Source organism: Enterococcus termitis (assembly GCF_001730305.1).
GTDB classification, from domain to species: Bacteria; Bacillota; Bacilli; order Lactobacillales; family Enterococcaceae; genus Enterococcus_L; species Enterococcus_L termitis.
The window spans coordinates 1-17,019 of the sequence record NZ_MIJY01000009.1 but is presented as its reverse complement, the minus strand read 5'-3'; the positions used below and the strand labels follow the sequence as shown (position 1 = coordinate 17,019).

The following is a 17,019-nucleotide window of genomic DNA, read 5'->3' as shown; positions in this document are numbered from 1 at the left end:
ATACAAAAATAGTTGGCTTTTTTTGTTCTTTCGGGTAGACTAAATAGGGCTTAAGAAAAGGGAGAATGATTGATGGATATTTATTTAAAGAGTGCAATTTTGCATATTATTGATCGTGAAACAGGGACACCTGTTTTTTCGCAAAAAGAATTAGATTTGACGACTGAATATATTCGAGTTTATTTAACGAGTAAGATCACGAAGCTTTCCACTGCACAAACCAAAACAGGAATTTTGGCGGAAGAGAGCGCATTTGTCGATAAGATGCGCGGGATACCGAATGACTTTATTCAAAAGAGTCAACAACTCGCTCAGCATTGGTATGATGTATATTCCGGTAGTGAAGATGCACCTAGTGCGGATGTTCTTTTTATCTTGTATGAACTCGACACAGTGATGCACTTAGCGATGATCAAGTTGAATTACAAAGAAAGCTACACTCATTATGTTGATTATGAAGAAGAGGCTGTCTATAATAAACTGATCATCAATCGGGCGATTTTACCTTCTAAATCTCAAAAACCGGATGAAGGAATGACTGTTAACTTAGATAGTTTAGCCTATGAGCTGTTAGAAAAACGTTATGAATTTTCGGGAGAGAAGGTTTGGTATTTTTCTGAGAAGGTGATTGAATCAGAACCCGCTCCTTCCATAGAAGAAAACATGAAAGAAATCAAAAAAGCCGTCAAGCGAATCGGTAAAAAATTCAATGAAGATGAGTTTGAATTGATCGCTTCAGTCAAAGAAGCCGTTTATGAAAGTATAGAAGAGACTGGAACAATCGATAATGAACAAGTTGCAGAATTAGTTTTTAAAGAAAATATTTCAGCGCGCATGGCGTATCAAGAGGAAGTCAATGAATCTAAATTTGTCGATAAAACGCCTCCTGTTCGAGAAGCGAGAGAAATCTCTGAAAAAAAATTCGGAAAACAAAAATTGAAAATGAGTAATGGTATTGAGTTGATCGTTCCTATCGATGTCTATCGTAACGGTGATTTGATTGAATTTGTAAATAATCCAGATGGTACAGTATCTATCGTTTTGAAGAACATTGAAAAAATAAGTAATCAATTATAAATCATGGAGTTATGTCCTAGACACACTGATCCGAACAAGGAATAAAAAATCTTTTGAAAATAACAAGCAATGCCCGAAAATTGTTCTTCAAATTTTCGGGCATTGCTTGTTATTTTTCAGAGCTAAATGTTTTTGTCCAGACTTAGTTATAATTTATAAAAGAATCAGTTGACGTTTAACTACCCATCTGCTCAAAGGCTTTTTTAGGAACGTCACTTTCTTTGATTTCTTCCCAACTGACCACCCCTTTTCGGGCGTTGACTTTCAATTTTAAATACGCGTTGATTCGTAAGGGTTTATCTCTAATTTCTCTCATTTTTTGAATAGACTTTTCACCATTTTTGTCGTAAGCGTTTTGCGTATAATCATATTCTGTATATTTTTCACCTGTTGAGTATTTACCACTGCTTATTTCAGTAGGTTCTCCAACTCGCGTATAGTATGCTTTTCCACCATAATAATAATTATATCCAAACCAAGCTGCAGCTGTTAACAGTATAAACGGCAGGATAAAAAAAACTAGTTTTTTCATTTTCTTCACCTCTACAGGTAGTATGCCTGTTTTAAGCGCTAGAATCCATTGAAATGTCTTAAAAAAATGTGACAGTTTTGTTAGAGGAGGCTTGTTCAGTATTCATAAAATCGTCAAATTCTAGATACACTTTTTTTAGAAAGTCATGATACAATAAAGAAAAGAAGAGGAGGAATGAGAAATGTTACCTTTGTATGGCTTTTTTGATCCAACCTATATTTTAGTCATTGCAGGTCTATTGATTTCAATGGCTGCTTCTGCCTATGTGAATACGACGTTTCGAAAATATGATAAAGTTCAAAGCCGTAATAATATTACAGGAACAAGAGCGGCTCAATATATTTTACAAACGGAGCATATCAATGATGTCGGTGTTCAGCAAATTTCTGGGGATTTAACGGATAATTATAACTCTGGGAATAAGATGCTTAGTTTGTCTGAAGCGACAGCTCAATCTGTGTCAGTGGCTGCAATTGGTGTCGCTGCCCATGAATGTGGACACGCGGTTCAAGACCACAAGGGGTATAGCCCACTGAAAATCCGAGCAGCGATCGTACCCATAGCAAATATTGGTTCTTCATTATCTTTTCCAATTATTTTGATAGGTGTTTTACTAAGTTGGAATCAGACCTTGATCAATGTGGGAATATTTGCTTTTTCTTTGGCACTTTTATTTCAATTAGTAACATTGCCAGTTGAATTTAATGCGTCACGACGTGCATTGAAAATTTTATCTGACGGGAATATTTTAACAGCTGAAGAAGTGCCGATGGCTAGAAAAGTTTTATTTGCGGCGGCGTTGACATATGTCGCAGCGGCATTATCTACTTTTTTACAATTGCTTCGATTGGTTATCTTGTTCGGTGGGAATAATCGTAGAAACTAGGATTAGTTTTTTTATTACCTCAATTTTTAAGAGTGTGTTATCATATTGATAGAGAGTAAGAAGGAGCTGAACAGGATGAAAACATCAACAAAAATTAGTATTGGATTAAGTATTGCAGCAGTTGCCAGCGTATCTGTAGCAGTAATCGCATCAGAGAAAATTGCGAAAAAAGTTTATCATGTCACAAATCGCTGTAAAGCTAAAAAATTTGTCAATGATAAATTTGGTGGCAATGAAAAATTATTAAGTATTGTCGATAAGCTATCAGATGATGAGCTTGATTCTATGATGGATGTTTTAGGCAAAGTCAAAGATGGCGGCAAGAAAATTTCTTCTTATGGTGAATCATTAAAGGATAATACTGAAAACATGAAGGATCGTTTCTTCAGCTTTATTGATGAAATGATGTAAGTTAAACAAAATAGCTACAAAGTAAAATAGTCGACATTAAGCCTAAGAGCTTTTGTCGACTATTTTACTTAGTAATCAATAAGTAGCAAAACATAAGATCATCCATTTTTTTTAAGGATAAACCTGTTTGTTCATAAAATTTATCTAAACGATAGTGTAAAGTATTGCGATGCATATATAGATCTTTGGCAGTGGAGCTGATATTTCCTTGATGCTGCCAGAGGGATAGAACGATTTGTTTAAAATCAGCTGTAAATACCAACTGTTTTGAAATAGCTTGGATAACTTGACTGTTTTTCATACTTTCCTTTGTGAAATAGTGCAGGGCAACGTCGCTTAAAGAAAAGGCTGATTTACCGCGCAGCTGTTCAGATTCTTCAATGAATATCTTCCGTTCTTCTTGGAATAAAACAGGAAGCTGTTCGTTAGCTGCAAAATAACTTCCGATAAAAACTTTAGTAGAAGAATCAAAATCAGCATCCAGTGTTAAGAAGATACTCTCCATTTCTTCTAAGCTGTATTGATCGTTACTAAATTTTTCAATCAAGAAGCCTTCTAGTTCGTTGATAAAAAAGAAATCCACGAAGTTAGAAAATATCTCTTTGATACTTGTTTCCCACTCAATCTGTAAAAAGGCTTTTGGCTTTTTGATCTGAAATTGTATGATTCGAAACAGTCCTGTAGCTTCCAAAAGAATATGATCAAACAGATAATCATACCAAGGATGATTTTTAATAGACTCTGATGGTTCGTCAGAAAAAAATATTTTTTTTAGTAGATAAAGCTCGGTTTCTTGTATCACATCATCAGGAATGATAAAGTATTGACCGTTGATCGGCAACGAAAGTTGTCCATCGATTGATGGTTCTGGTTGGATTTTTCCACTAGGATATAATTTCATTAATTCTTCAATAGTCATAGACACACCTCACGCTTTTATTGTACCATGAAAAGGATCAGATCGTTCAATTATTATAGTCAATGAAAGGCGGAAATCGCTTGAATGAAAAGAGTACTCTCTTAACTGCAGAAGCAAAAGAGCAATTTATGCTTGAAGCAATCAAAGAAGCAAAAAAGGCAGAAATGATCAATGAAGTGCCAATTGGTGCAGTGGTGGTCATTGATGGAAAAATTGTGGGTCGAGGACATAATTTGAGAGAAGAGAGCCAAGATGCAACGGCACATGCAGAAATGTATGCTATTAAAGAGGCCTGTAAAAATGTTGCTAACTGGCGTTTGGAACGAGCACAGCTATTTGTGACGTTAGAACCTTGTCCGATGTGCAGCGGAGCTATGATCCTGTCGCGAGTGGCAGAAGTCTATTATGGAGCTAGAGATCCTAAAGGAGGGACTGCAGGGACTTTGATGAATCTTTTGGAGGACGATCGTTTCAATCATGTGGCGTATGTGGAAGCAGGTATATTGGAAAAAGAATGCGGTATGCTTTTAACTAATTTTTTTCGGACGCTGCGTGATAAAAAGAAACTTTTAAAAAAACAAAAGAAAGACTAGCCAAGCAATCAAAAATGAGGTATACTAAATCTTGCCGAAAGGCTAGGACAATGGTGGGCTTACGAAGCGTGTCAGATCCGGAAGGAAGCAGCACTAAGTGAGTGCCGCCATGTGTCTGATTAAATAGCATAACAACAGACTTTCGAGTCTGTTTTTTTTTGCAGTAAATCGTCTATTTAGATAAAAAAAGAAAAGTCATCAGACTTTTCTTTTTTTAGTTCACATAGGTTCAATAAAAACTACAGGTTGATTCGAGCTCTATTGGCCATACTCACATTACCTAAATAACGATAAAGTGGAAGAATATCGGTCTTTTTAGGAAATTCAAATTTATGGTCAAGATGAACTTCGTTATTGGAACGCTGATTAACATTAGATAAATAAGTGATCGTAATCTCGCTATCATCTAAACCAACCCCAGCTGTTTCCATCTCTACTTCGATGATCGCATCTAGATGAATGGATTTGAAGGATACCTTTTTCCCAGTTGCGCCTTGCTTATCGACAAAGATTATTCTATGATCTGTAAAGATAAGTGCATCTCGAACTAATTGATAACCCATAGTGATCGTTTCGTTATCAAATAGATAATCCCCATATTCTTGCGTTAACTGTTCAGGAGATTTTTCAGAATAATTTCCAAGGGCTCCTTGAATAATGTTGTTAAATAATGCCATTTCTGCTTCCTCGCTTTATAAAATATTTTTTTGGTGATCCATAATTAAAAAGACGCGTCCTTATTTCAAGTTTATTGTCTTTTCGCCAAGTTCTTTTCCAGCCATTCCTTGTGTTGCCTTTAGAACAACCGGTGTATCAGTATCGTCTAAATCATAAGAAATAATCGCTTTGACCGTTCCGCCAGGTTTGATATCGTCCATTTGATGCTCCGTATATTCTGAAAAACGTTCATCTTGCGGAGTCATTCCAACGGTTAATTTATTGATCGTATTTTCACCTTCTTGAGTTAATTCCATGCAGGCAATCCAAACTGTTGAAGCAGACAATGGCTCATCACTGTCATTTGTCACTTCGTAGGTTAGAGCTAATTGAGGTTTGTCTCTATATAAAGAAGTATCTGCCGGCAATACTTCAGTTGAAAGTATCTTAACAGTAGCCATATCGATTTTTAAAGTATCATCTTTGAAATATACACCAGATTCTTTCTTTTCAACGGTGGCAGATGTCTGTGTAGTGCTTTCTTTGTCGTTGCCGCCGCAAGCGACTAATGTAAAACCACATAATGTCAGTATTCCTAAACTTAGAATTTTTTTCACTGCTATTTTCCTCACTTTATTCATTTTTAGACCAGCCGCCTGAAATGATCCAGCTTGAGTCAGATAACTATATACTACCTTGAATAAGAGGAAATAACAAGGTAGTAATTAGAGAAAAACAGAAGCAATTTCTTCGCTAAAGAGTAGGGAAGAAGTTGCTTCTGTTTTTGAGTGATGAATAGAAAATCGATGATCTATAGACTATAAATACTAGAAACCGCGACTGCTGCCGCCAAAAGTTCCGCCTCCAGAAGAATGAGTACTACTGCCGCCACCAGAACTGCCTCCGTTAGAATTGTTTCGGGGAATACGTCGAGTAGTGACAAACGAATTGATCAATCGGTCGTTTTTACTTGTTAAGCTTAGCTTAGATTTCTCTCTAAAAGGGTAACTATAGGAACCAAATTTGAGTTGGTATTTCGACACGCTGACGATAAAAAAGATCCCGCTTAAAATAACCGCAGCAACAAAGGCGATGATCATTTCTGTTGCCGTTAACACTTTATAGCGAGTAATTTTTCCAGTTTCAGTATCAACTCGATAATGACCACTAGGGACACCCTGGTCAAAAAAGTTACTAGTATCGCTTACAAACATACGGGCTGCATCAAAATAATTTCCGTTGCTCAGACTAGCCCCAATATCATCTTGAATTTGCTCATTTCGTTTATCTGTCAAATAATCGATCATGTTTCCGGAAGTAGAGATGACTGATTTTCGTTGATTCATATCAATGAAAAAAGTGACACCGTTTTGATCTTTTCCAATACGATCGAGCATATAGTAGTCCGCAAATCGGGTCGAATCAAGTTCATTATCGGTAGAGGTGACAATAAACATACGTGCTTTGGCTTTTGCTTCAAAAGGGGCAATGAGTTCTTTTAACTGATCGATTTGTTCACTGCTGAATAGAGCAGCTTGATCATCAATAGAATCTTCTGCTGCTTGAGCATTCAGACTAAAACTGAACAGTAAGACCAGACACGTTACAAGGCTAATAGCAGCTTTTTTTATCATAGGAACCAGCCTCCGATCATAAAGAGCGCAAGCACGACTGAAAAAATCCCAAAAGTGAATAATCCCAAACGTTTGTAACTGACAGGCAGAACACCGCTAACTTTTCCAGTTTGTCCGTTCATCGCAAAGTAATAGACTTTCTTTGATTGCTCATTGCTTCGATAAGTAACAAGCCAAATCGGTAAAAGCATATAATGATTCTTTTCATCATCTAAAGAAATAGTTGTCCGTAATTTTGTCAACGTAGTATAACCAGCTGCTGTATCTTTTAAAAGAGTTTCGGAATAATCTTTTAGTTCATTTTGGACTGCGTGCTGAATCGCTTCGTATTCTATGTCACGTTTTTCTGCTTGAAACCCAGCTAAATACTGACTTTTAAAGGGAATTGCTTTGTTTATAGGAAAAGGTTGGACTGTTTCGACCATTTTTTGCTGTGTATTTTTGGATAGTGCATTTTTGATTAACTCGTTAAAAGACAAATTCCCCTGTCGTGTGACATCAAACTGTTTTGTTTCAGTGTATTCGATATCACCAATGCGCCAAACACGAAGGGAAGTACCCATAGCATTTAGTTGACCTTTGATCGTTGCATCAACGACCCAGTATGGAAAATAGACACCGGTCATTTTATCAATTTGTTCTTTATTGAAAAAGTCCTTAGGGATAAACCATTTTTTCTTGGTCCAAGCCAAAAACTTTTCAACAGCTTCATCTTTTTCAATCGCAAAAGGTAATACTTTTTCAGGTAAAAAATTGCCGCTCAATCGTCCAGCTAAAACCACAGGATTATGACAATAATAGCAGTAGGTGGCAGCTGTGGTTGCTTCTGTGACAATTTGAGCACCGCAGCTTGGACAGTTGAATAACTCCATATCCTCTTGCTTTGCTTGCTCCTGATCTGTACCAGCAGCATCAGCATAAGTCGCTTTTTCTTCTGTAGATGTTTGCCCAGTTTGGCTTTCGGCTGTATAGGTCAACGCTTCTTCGCTTGAAGTTTCTTCTAAATGTGCTTCATGTTGTGCTTTTTCATAGGCAGTAACTTCTGCTTCTGAATAGACGTTTAGACAGTATTCGCAGTGAAATTTCTGATCTTTTGGATCAAATAATAATGGACCACCGCAGTTGGGGCATTTGTGTGTGAATGTGTCCGTCATAGAAGTTCCTTTCTTTTAGAAATCAGAGGCACAAAACCACAGATTACTAAAATGTTTGTTTTTAGTTTAGCTATAAATGTTATGAAAAAAGGGCAGAGCACGGTTGCCTACCCTTTAGTGAATGCTTACAATGGAATCCCTTGGAAAGGTTTGCCGCAATGCGGACAGAATTTAGGAATACCGTTTGAAAGATCGACGATTTCGCTGCACTCACTGCATTTCATTTCTAGTTTGGGTTTTTCGTCTGTTGGTTTTGGTGCTCCGCAATTAGAACAAAACTTACCAGCATTTTCAGTACCGCATTGAGGACAGGTCCAAGTGTCAGAATTCCCCTGTGCATGTTGTTGATTCTGTTTTTCTTGCATTTGTTGTTGATTCGTTTGAGAAGCTTGGGCAAAATAATTTCCACTTGTATTCATTCCCATACCAACACCCATAAAGCCGTTCATTGCACCGCCTTCGTTGCTGCCAGCTGCTTCCATACCACGCGCCATCGAGCCTTGGACGTAACCTTCACGAACGTTTGGATCACTAAGCATTGCGCCTTGATTGCGCATGTTGATTAGTTTCGTTGAATCATCTGTATAGGAAATGCTAGCAACAGCCACTGAAACGATTTCCATTCCTCGTAATTCGCGCCATTCATCATCCAATACTTGTGCCATATATTTACTTAATTCTAAACTTTTAGAAGGAACATAAGAAATACGCTCACCATCGGCTGACATTTTATTGATGGCAGATTGAAGTGCTGTTAGAAATTCTGCTAAGTATTGTTCATTGATATCAGTAATCTCTACCTGACTTTTATTTCTAGGAATCGCATTTGAGAAAAAGAGTAAAGGATCTGTGATTTTGATTGAATAGTTTCCGTGAGCACGTAAAAACAATTCTGCATTATAAAAATTATCAAAATAATTAAGTGGAGAAGAAGTACCGAATTTGATTCCTTTGATTTCTTGCAGATTGATGTAAAAGACTTGCTGTTTTTGTGGCGTAACGCCACCGAATTTAAAGCGATCAAAGCTTTCAGAAATGGCTGCTTTCAGTGATCCATTGAAAGCAGATGGCGCAGAATCATTTTTAACAGTGTAATAGCCTTCTTCTGCTGTATAATCGATAATTTTGCCGCCATCGACTAAAATCATCATTGTATTTGGATAAACATGAATAACAGAACCATCCGTCAAAACGTCCTCAATTCCTTTACGATTTGAGCCACGTTTGTCATTTTTGCGGACGAAAACGCCTTTGGTCATAACTGTTGTATCGCCCATATCCGCTGGTTCGATGACTTCGATCCACTGATCGGCTAAACCGCCGCCAATTGCACTTGTTGCTGCTTTTATAATTCCCATTTTCGATTCCTCCTAAAAAAGTTATAGATAAAAATAGTATACCATAAACCGATTACAGAAAAATACATCTTGGGACGGATAACGTCTTCATTTTTTTCTAAGGTTGTTCTCTTTAGGATGAATAAATCACAGGACAAGGGTATAATAGACAAGAAGAACTGAATGAAAGAGATGGGGGAGTTAGGAATGGAAAGAAGAAAGCAGAAAAAATCGAAAAAGCCATTGATAATAGCAATCGGCGGTTTTGTGCTAGTGGCTGGTTTAGCGGGCGGCTATTTTGTCTACAGTAATTGGCAGGCAACACAAGAAACAAAGCAGGCAGAAAAAGCTGCAAATGCGTTTTTGACACATCTTTCAAAACAAGAATTTGATAAAATTCCTGCATCATTAAGTGCGGCTTCAATTAAAGAAAACGGCTATGATGATAGCAAATTGATCGATAAATATCAGGCGATTTTTACCGGCATTCAGGCACAAGGAATCAAAAGAAAAAATGTACAGGTCAAAAAAGAAAAAGAGGGTCAATTTTCCTTTACGTATAACTTAGAAATGACAACTCCTTTGGGTAATTTAAAGGATTTATCATATAAAACCACACTCAAAAAAGAAAAAGATGAGTATAAAGTCAACTGGTCTCCGAGTTTGATTTTTCCGAAAATGACGGGGCAAGACAAAGTGGCGATCGGCGTAGATGCTGCAGCTCGTGGAGAGATCATAGATCGTAATGGTGAAGGACTTGCGGTAAATCAAGCTTTTGATCAGGTGGGAATCGTGCCAGGAAAACTAGGAGAAGGAGAAGAGAAAACAGCGAATATTAAGGCGTTTAGTCAAAAGTTCAACGTTCCTGTAGATGAAATTGAACAGCAATTGAAACAAGGCTGGGTGCAGCCTGATTCGTTTGTCCCAATCAAAGTTTCGTTTGATCCTGTTTCTGATTTACCTCAAGGAGCCGCCTCTCAAGATAAAGTCGTTCGCTATTATCCTTTGAAGGAAGCCGCAGCGCAATTGATTGGTTATGTTGGCAACGTTACAGCAGAAGATATTGAGAAAGATTCTAGCTTAAGCAGTACAGGTGTGGTTGGAAAAGTAGGCTTAGAACAAGCATATGATAAAGAACTTCGTGGACAAGACGGCGGTAGTATCACGATCACTGATGAAAACGGGCAAGAAAAACATACCTTGCAAAAAGTAGAGAAGAAAGATGGTAAAAACGTTCAATTAACCATTGATAAAAATGCTCAATCTCAAGGATATGGTATTTTTGCAAATCGCCCAGGAAGTGCGGTAGTAATGGATCCGCAGCAAGGAGATTTATTGGCCGCTGTTAGTTCACCATCTTTTGATCCCAATAAGATGGCCAACGGCATTTCTCAAACAGAATATGATGCTTATTCCAGCAATGAAAATCTACCGTTTACAGCTAGATTTGCTACTGGTTATGCGCCAGGATCTACATTTAAGACAATCACTGGTGGCATCGGTTTAGATGCAGGAACATTGAAACCAGAAGAAGAAATAGCGATCAATGGGTTGAAATGGCAAAAGGATGCTTCTTGGGGAGACTATTTTGTTACACGCGTGAAAGAAGCAAGCCCTGTCAACTTACGGACTGCCTTAGTTAATTCGGACAATATCTATTTTGCTGAACAGACATTACGAATGGGGGAAGAAACCTTTAGAAAAGGTTTAGGTAACTTTATTTTTGGTGAAAAACTTGATTTAGCGATTCCGATGAACCCAGCTCAAATTTCCAATGAAGAATCATTTAATTCAGAAATCTTATTGGCTGATACTGGTTACGGACAAGGTCAACTGTTGATCACACCGATCCAGCAGGCAACCATGTATACGGTTTTCCAAAATGAAGGGAAATTAGTTTATCCTAAGATTGAACAGGCAAAAGAGACTAAGACCAAAGACAACGTGATTACCTCTAATGCAGCAAATACAATTGTTACTGACTTACTTGGCAGCGTTGAAGATGCAGATGGTTATGTGCATAATATGTACAATCCTGACTTTTCATTGGCAGCCAAAACAGGAACGGCTGAAATCAAGGATAAGCAAGATACGGTCGGAAAAGAAAATAGTTTCCTTCTGGCGATGGATCGTACGAACAATAAATTTTCTGCAATGATCATGGTAGAAGATTCAAGAAAAAATGATACAGCTACTGATATCAGCAAACCATTGATTGATTATTTAGAAGCGACTTACAAATAACTAAACAGGCTGGGATAGAACCGTTTACTCTATAGGAAGAAATTGAGTATTCACAAATGTGGTGAGGCTGTTTTTGTGAATGCTCTTTTAGCACCATGGATTAGCGGCTTTTGTGTCAGCCTTTTTTACTGTTTATAAGAGATTTCAGTTTTTTTACGAAGGAGTAAAAATGTGCTACAATAAAACGACTACTTAAGAAAGAAAGGGATTTTTTTGTGCGTATTTTGGCAATAGATACATCAAATCAAACGCTATCTATAGCAGTTTGTGAAGATAAAAAGATATTAGGACAATATACACTTACCATGAAACGCAACCATAGCTTAACGTTGATGCCGGCAATTACTCAATTAGTTAAGGCTGTCGATTTGACTCCTAAAGAGCTTGATCGCATTGTGATTGCGCAAGGCCCTGGGTCTTATACAGGTTTGAGAATTGGTGTAACCACTGCAAAAACATTAGCTTATACATTAGAAAAAGAATTAGTCGGTGTTTCCAGCTTGAAAGTGATTGCGGCTAATTGTGCATCAATCGATGGAGTGATCATTCCAGTATTTGATGCTAGAAGAAATAATGTCTATACTGGAGCTTATCAATATGTAAATGGTCGTTTAGAAACAGTTATCGCTGATCAGCATATAGCTCTTGAAAATTGGCTGGAACAACTAAAGTCGTTTGATCATGTGTATTTTGTTGGTGAAGACGTGACAAAATTTCAGCAGCAGATCGAGACTGCGTTACCCAAAGCTGCGTTCTGTTCGATACCTCAATGGCAAATACCAAATGGTGCGGTACTTGCAGAACTTGGAAGATTAGAAGAACCATTAACCGATATTCATAGCTTTTTACCTGATTATTTAAAACGAGTAGAAGCAGAGGAAAACTGGTTGAAAGATCATACATTTGAAGGAGAAAACTATGTTGAAAAGATTTAATCCTTTCAATAAAATCTTAAGTTCCCTTTTTAAAAATCGTCCCTATGAAGAAAAAAATGTGCTGATTTCAGATGAAGACTATTTCATTCGGGCAATCAAGTTTGAAGATATCAAGGATTTACTTTCTATTGAAAGAGAAGTTTATGCTGGAGAACTGCCTTGGACGAAAACAGCTTTTTTGATGGAGTTACAGGCAGCAGATCCACATTTATACTTATTGATTCAAAAAGCAGGGAAAACGATTGGTTTTATTGGTTGTCGTATATTTGATAAAGATGCTCACATCACGAATGTTGCAGTTTTAACTGAATTTCAAGGGCAAGGGATCGGCAGCTTTTTGATTGGTGAAATTCAACAATTTGCTTTATTAAATAAGTGTGAACGCCTTTCTTTAGAGGTTAGAATCAGTAATAAAAATGCGCAGCGGGTGTATCGTAAATTAGGATTCACATCAAGTACGATCAAACCAGAGTACTATACTGAAAATAAAGAAGACGCACTTGAAATGATTTTATCTTTAAAAGAAGAGTGATGAGATGTATTATTCAAAAAAGGAACTGCCTATAGAGACAGCTGCTGAAAATTTGTGGCAATTATGTGAGAAATCTTACCAGCATAAGTCGCCATGGACGAAAGAGCAGTTTGATATTGACTTAACACAAGCGCTAACCGATTATTGCATATGGATTGAAGCGGATCAGTGGAAAGGATTTATCAGCTATCAAAAGATTTTAGACGAAATCGAGATTTCTCATGTGGTGATTCATCAGAAGTTTCAAGGGCAAGGTTTGGGCAGTCAATTGCTGGATCATGCTATTTTACTTTTCAAAGAGCAAGGCATCAGCAGAGTTTTCTTAGAAGTGCGTGAGTCTAATGAAGGGGCACGACGATTGTATGAGAGAAAAGGATTTGAGCTGTTGAACCGCCGCAAAAATTATTATACTCGCCCCAAAGAAGATGGGCTTGTAATGTGTTTAACGATTAAGGAAGTGAAACAATGACTTTTTTTTATAAAGAAAGAAAATTGATACTGGCGATCGAAAGCAGTTGTGATGAAACAAGCGTTGCAGTGATTGAGAATGGGGATCAGATTTTATCGAATATCGTTGCTTCCCAAGTGAAAAGTCATCAGCGCTTTGGTGGCGTTGTGCCAGAAGTTGCCAGTCGTCATCATGTAGAAGAAATTACCCTATGTATTGAAGAGGCGTTGATAAAAGCTGACGTAAAGCCAGATGATTTAAGTGGAGTTGCGGTGACCTATGGACCTGGCTTGGTTGGTGCACTGTTGATCGGTATTTCTGCTGCAAAAGCATTCGCGTGGGCTCATGACTTGCCGTTGATTCCAGTCAATCATATGGCAGGCCATATTTATGCAGCGCATTTTGTAGAACCCCTCGAATTTCCATTGATGGCATTGCTTGTCAGTGGTGGGCATACTGAGTTAGTTTATATGAAAGAAACTGGATCTTTTGAGATTATTGGCGAAACGAGAGATGACGCAGCAGGTGAAGCCTATGATAAAGTCGGCAGAGTTTTAGGCTTAAAATATCCTAGTGGAAAAGAGCTTGATACATTAGCTCATCTAGGCAAAGATACCTATGAGTTTCCACGAGCGATGATCAAAGAAGACAACTATGATTTTAGTTTTAGTGGCTTAAAAAGCTCATTTATCAATACGGTCCACAATGCGCAGCAGCGGGAAGAGGAACTGAATATTGAAAATTTAGCGGCTAGTTTCCAAGCAAGTGTAATTGATGTATTAGTTGATAAAACAGTGCGTGCCTGCAAAGAATATCCAGTCAAACAACTAGTGATGGCAGGCGGCGTTGCTGCAAATCAGGGATTACGTGAGCGATTGGCTCAAGCACTTGCAGATGAGCTTCCAGAGGTAACGTTCATTGTTCCGCCGCTACGCTTATGTGGAGACAATGCAGCGATGATCGGTGCTGCGGCATTTGTTGAAGCTGAAAAAGGGCACATAGCAACCTATGAGTTGAATGCAGAGCCTAGCTTGAGCTTCCAAACAATCGCTAATTAAGACTAGGCATATTTGTATTTTTTTGCTATAATAGACCCAGTTTCATACTGATTCGATGAAAAAGAGAGTACCTTATAGAGTGTCAGCAAAGCGATTTCGGGAAGGTGAAAGCCGAAAGTGACAAATTAAGGGAAGCGCACTTTAGAGAATCTGCACAAGCAGACGGACATCTACCGTTATTAGATTAAGTGGGTCTATCCTAATGGAATAGACAATTAGAGTGGTACCGCGGGAATATCTCGTCTCTGGTGTTTATACACCAGAGACTTTTTGCTTTGAAACACTGCGACTGCCGAAGGCAGAGCAGATGTTGAAAAGTACTTGGCGATCGAAGAGAGCGAAGTGTCAAAGGAGCGGAAACACTGCGATTGCTGAAACAGAGCGAATGATAAAAATGAACCGTAACTCTCAAACAAATCCTTTTCGTTACCATCAACCGATAGATCTATCTTTAAAAGCAAAACAAAATTTAGACATGGAAAAGGTTGCATTAAAGCAATCGTTAATCGAATAAAAAAACAATTGGAGGAAGAAAATGAATAACAAAGAAATCGTAGCAAAAGCAATTTATGCGGTCGTTAAGGATGATCTATCTTTAGAAACAATCGCACAATTATTAGAAAATCCAAAATCTGTTGACCACGGTGATGTGGCATTTCCAGCTTTTTCATTAGCAAAGGTCTATCGTAAAGCGCCACAGCAAATCGCTGCAGATTTAGCTGAAAAAATCGATCATACAGATTTTGAAAAAATTGAAGTCGTTGGACCTTATTTGAACTTTTTTATGGATAAGCAAAAGGTCAGTCAAGCAGTTATCACTCAAATCGCAAAAGAAAAAGGTCATTATGGAGATAGCACTATTGGAAACAAAGGAAATGTGCCGATTGATATGTCTTCGCCAAATATTGCAAAGCCCATCTCAATGGGGCATCTGCGTTCAACGGTTATTGGTAATTCAATAGCGTTTATACTCGAAAAAATCGGCTATGCACCGATTCGAATCAATCATTTAGGTGACTGGGGTACTCAATTTGGTAAGTTGATCGTTGCTTATAAGAAGTGGGGATCAGAAGAGGGTGTAAAAAATGCGCCAATCACAGAATTGTTACGTTTATATGTGCAATTCCATGAAGAAGCTGAGACACAGCCGGAATTAGAAGAAGAAGCACGTGCTTGGTTCAAAAAGTTGGAAGAAGGAGACCAAGAAGCGACAGAATTGTGGCAATGGTTCCGCTCTGAATCATTAAAAGAATTTGACAAAATTTATGGTATGCTTGAAGTTTCCTTTGATTCATACAACGGTGAAGCTTTTTACAATGATAAAATGGCTGAGATCGTTACAATGCTTGAAGAAAAACATTTACTTCAAGAAAATCAGGGAGCTGAAATTGTTGATTTATCAGCATATGAATTGAATCCAGCTTTAATCAAAAAATCTGATGGTGCAACCCTTTATATTACACGTGATTTAGCCGCAGCCGTTTATCGTAAACGCACATACGATTTTGCCAAAGCGATTTATGTCGTTGGGAATGAACAGTCTAATCATTTCAAACAACTAAAGGCAGTCTTGAAAGAACTTGATTTTGACTGGTCCGCAGATATGCATCATGTACCTTTTGGCTTGATTACGCAAGGCGGCAAGAAATTATCGACACGTAAAGGAAAAATTGTTCTATTAGAAGAAGTATTAAATGAAGCAGTGAATTTGGCAAACAATCAAATCATGGAGAAAAATCCTGATTTACCAAATCGTGAAGAGGTAGCAAGACAAGTTGGGATTGGCTCCGTTATTTTCCATGATCTGAAAAATGATCGTTTGAATAACTTTGATTTTGTACTGGAAGAGGTTGTTCGCTTTGAAGGTGAAACAGGTCCGTATGTACAATATACCCATGCTCGTGCGATGAGTATCTTAAGGAAAGCTGATTTCACGATCGATGAGAGTAAAGATTATGCATTGAATGATAAAGAGAGCTGGGAAGTAATTAAATTGCTTCAAAAATTCCCAGAGGTTGTTTTACAAGCCGCAGAAAAATACGAACCTTCTGTGATTGCTAAACATGCGATTCATGTTGCACAAGCTTTTAATAAATATTATGCTCACGTAAAAATTTTAGCGGATGATGCTGAAAAAGAATCTCGCTTAGCCTTAGTTTATGCAATGGCAACGATCATTAAGGAAGATTTACGTCTATTGGGCTTACACGCACCAAATGAAATGTAAGTAATAAAAAAGACGGAGAATCTGGGACATAACTCTATGAGTTACAATCTAGTCACTTGACATCCGAATAAACGGTGGAAGCAGAAACAACCCCTTCGGAAATAAGCTGAAATTGCTGTAAAACACAACGAGGAACGAGTTGATGTTGCACAGTACCTACTTGGTCACAAAAATTTGAAGAGCACCAGGTAGGTACCAATTATCATCAGTTCGTAAACTCACTGTGATGCTTGGCAATTTTCGTGAATTCCAGCTTATTTCTCGGGGTTAAACGTTTCTGAGGTGCGCCCTAAAAGTTGTACGTAGATTACCCAGCTAATTGGCTGGTATGAATTCGGTATTGAACCGGACTCATACCAGTCAATTTTTCTTTTA

The 17,019-nt window shown here is 37.8% G+C and carries 18 protein-coding genes, 1 other RNA gene and 1 other annotated feature; of the genes, 12 read left to right on the top strand and 7 right to left on the bottom strand.

Annotation, left to right across the window (positions count from 1 at the left end):
- Positions 1 to 72: 72 nt before the first annotated feature.
- Entirely contained in the window at positions 73 to 1,077 is a 1,005-nt protein-coding gene (locus BCR25_RS06695) for a nucleoid-associated protein (RefSeq protein ID WP_069662847.1), read from the top strand.
- Between the two features lie 175 nt (positions 1,078 to 1,252).
- Here BCR25_RS06695 and BCR25_RS06690 read toward each other — a convergent pair whose 3' ends face one another.
- The gene (locus BCR25_RS06690; protein WP_069662846.1) at positions 1,253 to 1,609 is read right to left on the bottom strand and encodes a YxeA family protein; all 357 of its coding nucleotides are present in this window, start codon (positions 1,607 to 1,609) and stop codon (positions 1,253 to 1,255) included.
- A 181-nt stretch (positions 1,610 to 1,790) separates the two neighbouring features.
- On the opposite strand from BCR25_RS06690, the gene BCR25_RS06685 reads away from it, so the two are divergent.
- The gene (locus tag BCR25_RS06685) at positions 1,791 to 2,495 is read left to right on the top strand and encodes a zinc metallopeptidase (protein ID WP_069662845.1); all 705 of its coding nucleotides are present in this window, start codon (positions 1,791 to 1,793) and stop codon (positions 2,493 to 2,495) included.
- Between the two features lie 75 nt (positions 2,496 to 2,570).
- Positions 2,571 to 2,906 (top strand): hypothetical protein, encoded by a 336-nt coding sequence (locus BCR25_RS06680; RefSeq protein WP_069662844.1) that lies wholly within the window; start codon positions 2,571 to 2,573, stop codon positions 2,904 to 2,906.
- A gap of 64 nt (positions 2,907 to 2,970) precedes the next feature.
- Here the strand turns inward: BCR25_RS06680 and BCR25_RS06675 are convergent, their stop codons facing one another.
- Entirely contained in the window at positions 2,971 to 3,825 is an 855-nt protein-coding gene (locus BCR25_RS06675) for a helix-turn-helix domain-containing protein (RefSeq protein ID WP_069662843.1), read from the bottom strand.
- 80 nt (positions 3,826 to 3,905) lie between these two features.
- Between BCR25_RS06675 and tadA the strand changes: the two genes are divergently transcribed.
- Together tadA and ffs are read left to right on the top strand one after the other, a co-directional pair.
- A complete protein-coding gene (gene tadA, locus BCR25_RS06670) occupies positions 3,906 to 4,418 on the top strand; it encodes a tRNA adenosine(34) deaminase TadA (RefSeq protein ID WP_281247214.1) in 513 nt (170 codons plus the stop codon).
- Between the two features lie 39 nt (positions 4,419 to 4,457).
- Positions 4,458 to 4,544, top strand: an RNA gene (gene ffs, locus BCR25_RS06665) — signal recognition particle sRNA small type.
- Positions 4,545 to 4,657: 113 nt separating this feature from the next.
- Here the strand turns inward: ffs and BCR25_RS06660 are convergent.
- The 5 genes from BCR25_RS06660 to BCR25_RS06640 all read right to left on the bottom strand — a co-directional run bounded on the left by BCR25_RS06660 (position 4,658) and on the right by BCR25_RS06640 (position 9,221).
- Positions 4,658 to 5,095, bottom strand: coding sequence for a PH domain-containing protein (locus tag BCR25_RS06660; RefSeq protein WP_069662841.1), 438 nt, complete (start codon positions 5,093 to 5,095; stop codon positions 4,658 to 4,660).
- A 60-nt stretch (positions 5,096 to 5,155) separates the two neighbouring features.
- Positions 5,156 to 5,692: a DUF5067 domain-containing protein gene (locus tag BCR25_RS06655; RefSeq protein ID WP_069662881.1), complete on the bottom strand. Its 537-nt coding sequence runs from the start codon at positions 5,690 to 5,692 to the stop codon at positions 5,156 to 5,158.
- A 210-nt stretch (positions 5,693 to 5,902) separates the two neighbouring features.
- Positions 5,903 to 6,706: a TPM domain-containing protein gene (locus tag BCR25_RS06650; protein ID WP_069662880.1), complete on the bottom strand. Its 804-nt coding sequence runs from the start codon at positions 6,704 to 6,706 to the stop codon at positions 5,903 to 5,905.
- Positions 6,706 to 7,863, bottom strand: coding sequence for a TFIIB-type zinc ribbon-containing protein (locus BCR25_RS06645; RefSeq protein WP_069662840.1), 1,158 nt, complete (start codon positions 7,861 to 7,863; stop codon positions 6,706 to 6,708). The genes BCR25_RS06650 and BCR25_RS06645 overlap by 1 nt, the downstream gene beginning before the upstream one ends.
- Before the next feature lie 125 nt (positions 7,864 to 7,988).
- Positions 7,989 to 9,221, bottom strand: coding sequence for an SPFH domain-containing protein (locus tag BCR25_RS06640; RefSeq protein WP_069662839.1), 1,233 nt, complete (start codon positions 9,219 to 9,221; stop codon positions 7,989 to 7,991).
- A 186-nt stretch (positions 9,222 to 9,407) separates the two neighbouring features.
- Here BCR25_RS06640 and pbp4 point away from each other — a divergent pair, with 186 nt between their 5' ends.
- From pbp4 to argS, 7 genes are all read left to right on the top strand, one after another.
- The gene (gene pbp4 / locus BCR25_RS06635) at positions 9,408 to 11,444 is read left to right on the top strand and encodes a penicillin-binding protein PBP4(5) (RefSeq protein ID WP_069662879.1); all 2,037 of its coding nucleotides are present in this window, start codon (positions 9,408 to 9,410) and stop codon (positions 11,442 to 11,444) included.
- Positions 11,445 to 11,659: 215 nt separating this feature from the next.
- Positions 11,660 to 12,379, top strand: coding sequence for a tRNA (adenosine(37)-N6)-threonylcarbamoyltransferase complex dimerization subunit type 1 TsaB (gene tsaB / locus BCR25_RS06630; RefSeq protein ID WP_069662838.1), 720 nt, complete (start codon positions 11,660 to 11,662; stop codon positions 12,377 to 12,379).
- Positions 12,363 to 12,911, top strand: coding sequence for a ribosomal protein S18-alanine N-acetyltransferase (gene rimI, locus BCR25_RS06625; RefSeq protein ID WP_069662837.1), 549 nt, complete (start codon positions 12,363 to 12,365; stop codon positions 12,909 to 12,911). The genes tsaB and rimI (BCR25_RS06625) overlap by 17 nt, the downstream gene beginning before the upstream one ends.
- Positions 12,912 to 12,915: 4 nt before the next feature.
- Positions 12,916 to 13,380: a ribosomal protein S18-alanine N-acetyltransferase gene (gene rimI / locus BCR25_RS06620; RefSeq protein WP_069662836.1), complete on the top strand. Its 465-nt coding sequence runs from the start codon at positions 12,916 to 12,918 to the stop codon at positions 13,378 to 13,380.
- Entirely contained in the window at positions 13,377 to 14,417 is a 1,041-nt protein-coding gene (gene tsaD, locus BCR25_RS06615; RefSeq protein WP_069662835.1) for a tRNA (adenosine(37)-N6)-threonylcarbamoyltransferase complex transferase subunit TsaD, read from the top strand. Before rimI (BCR25_RS06620) ends, tsaD begins: the two co-directional genes overlap by 4 nt.
- Positions 14,418 to 14,463: 46 nt before the next feature.
- Positions 14,464 to 14,667: a binding site (T-box leader), on the top strand.
- Positions 14,638 to 14,931 carry a hypothetical protein gene (locus BCR25_RS06610; RefSeq protein ID WP_139124541.1) on the top strand — a complete coding sequence of 98 codons (294 nt, stop codon included), beginning with the start codon at positions 14,638 to 14,640 and terminating at the stop codon, positions 14,929 to 14,931. Its footprint overlaps the feature before it by 30 nt.
- Before the next feature lie 21 nt (positions 14,932 to 14,952).
- Positions 14,953 to 16,644, top strand: coding sequence for an arginine--tRNA ligase (argS, locus tag BCR25_RS06605; protein WP_069662833.1), 1,692 nt, complete (start codon positions 14,953 to 14,955; stop codon positions 16,642 to 16,644).
- Positions 16,645 to 17,019 lie beyond the last annotated feature (375 nt).

Excerpts from the sequence above, each read along its gene's own strand:
- BCR25_RS06675 (WP_069662843.1), bottom strand. The coding sequence starts at position 3,825 with ATGACTATTGAAGAATTAATGAAATTATATCCTAGTGGAAAAATCCAA.
- BCR25_RS06660 (WP_069662841.1), bottom strand. The coding sequence starts at position 5,095 with ATGGCATTATTTAACAACATTATTCAAGGAGCCCTTGGAAATTATTCT.
- pbp4 (WP_069662879.1), top strand. The coding sequence starts at position 9,408 with ATGGAAAGAAGAAAGCAGAAAAAATCGAAAAAGCCATTGATAATAGCA.
- BCR25_RS06680 (WP_069662844.1), top strand. The coding sequence starts at position 2,571 with ATGAAAACATCAACAAAAATTAGTATTGGATTAAGTATTGCAGCAGTT.
- BCR25_RS06685 (WP_069662845.1), top strand. The coding sequence starts at position 1,791 with ATGTTACCTTTGTATGGCTTTTTTGATCCAACCTATATTTTAGTCATT.
- BCR25_RS06645 (WP_069662840.1), bottom strand. The coding sequence starts at position 7,863 with ATGACGGACACATTCACACACAAATGCCCCAACTGCGGTGGTCCATTA.
- tsaD (WP_069662835.1), top strand. The coding sequence starts at position 13,377 with ATGACTTTTTTTTATAAAGAAAGAAAATTGATACTGGCGATCGAAAGC.
- BCR25_RS06695 (WP_069662847.1), top strand. The coding sequence starts at position 73 with ATGGATATTTATTTAAAGAGTGCAATTTTGCATATTATTGATCGTGAA.
- rimI (WP_069662837.1), top strand. The coding sequence starts at position 12,363 with ATGTTGAAAAGATTTAATCCTTTCAATAAAATCTTAAGTTCCCTTTTT.
- BCR25_RS06640 (WP_069662839.1), bottom strand. The coding sequence starts at position 9,221 with ATGGGAATTATAAAAGCAGCAACAAGTGCAATTGGCGGCGGTTTAGCC.
- argS (WP_069662833.1), top strand. The coding sequence starts at position 14,953 with ATGAATAACAAAGAAATCGTAGCAAAAGCAATTTATGCGGTCGTTAAG.
- rimI (WP_069662836.1), top strand. The coding sequence starts at position 12,916 with ATGTATTATTCAAAAAAGGAACTGCCTATAGAGACAGCTGCTGAAAAT.
- BCR25_RS06690 (WP_069662846.1), bottom strand. The coding sequence starts at position 1,609 with ATGAAAAAACTAGTTTTTTTTATCCTGCCGTTTATACTGTTAACAGCT.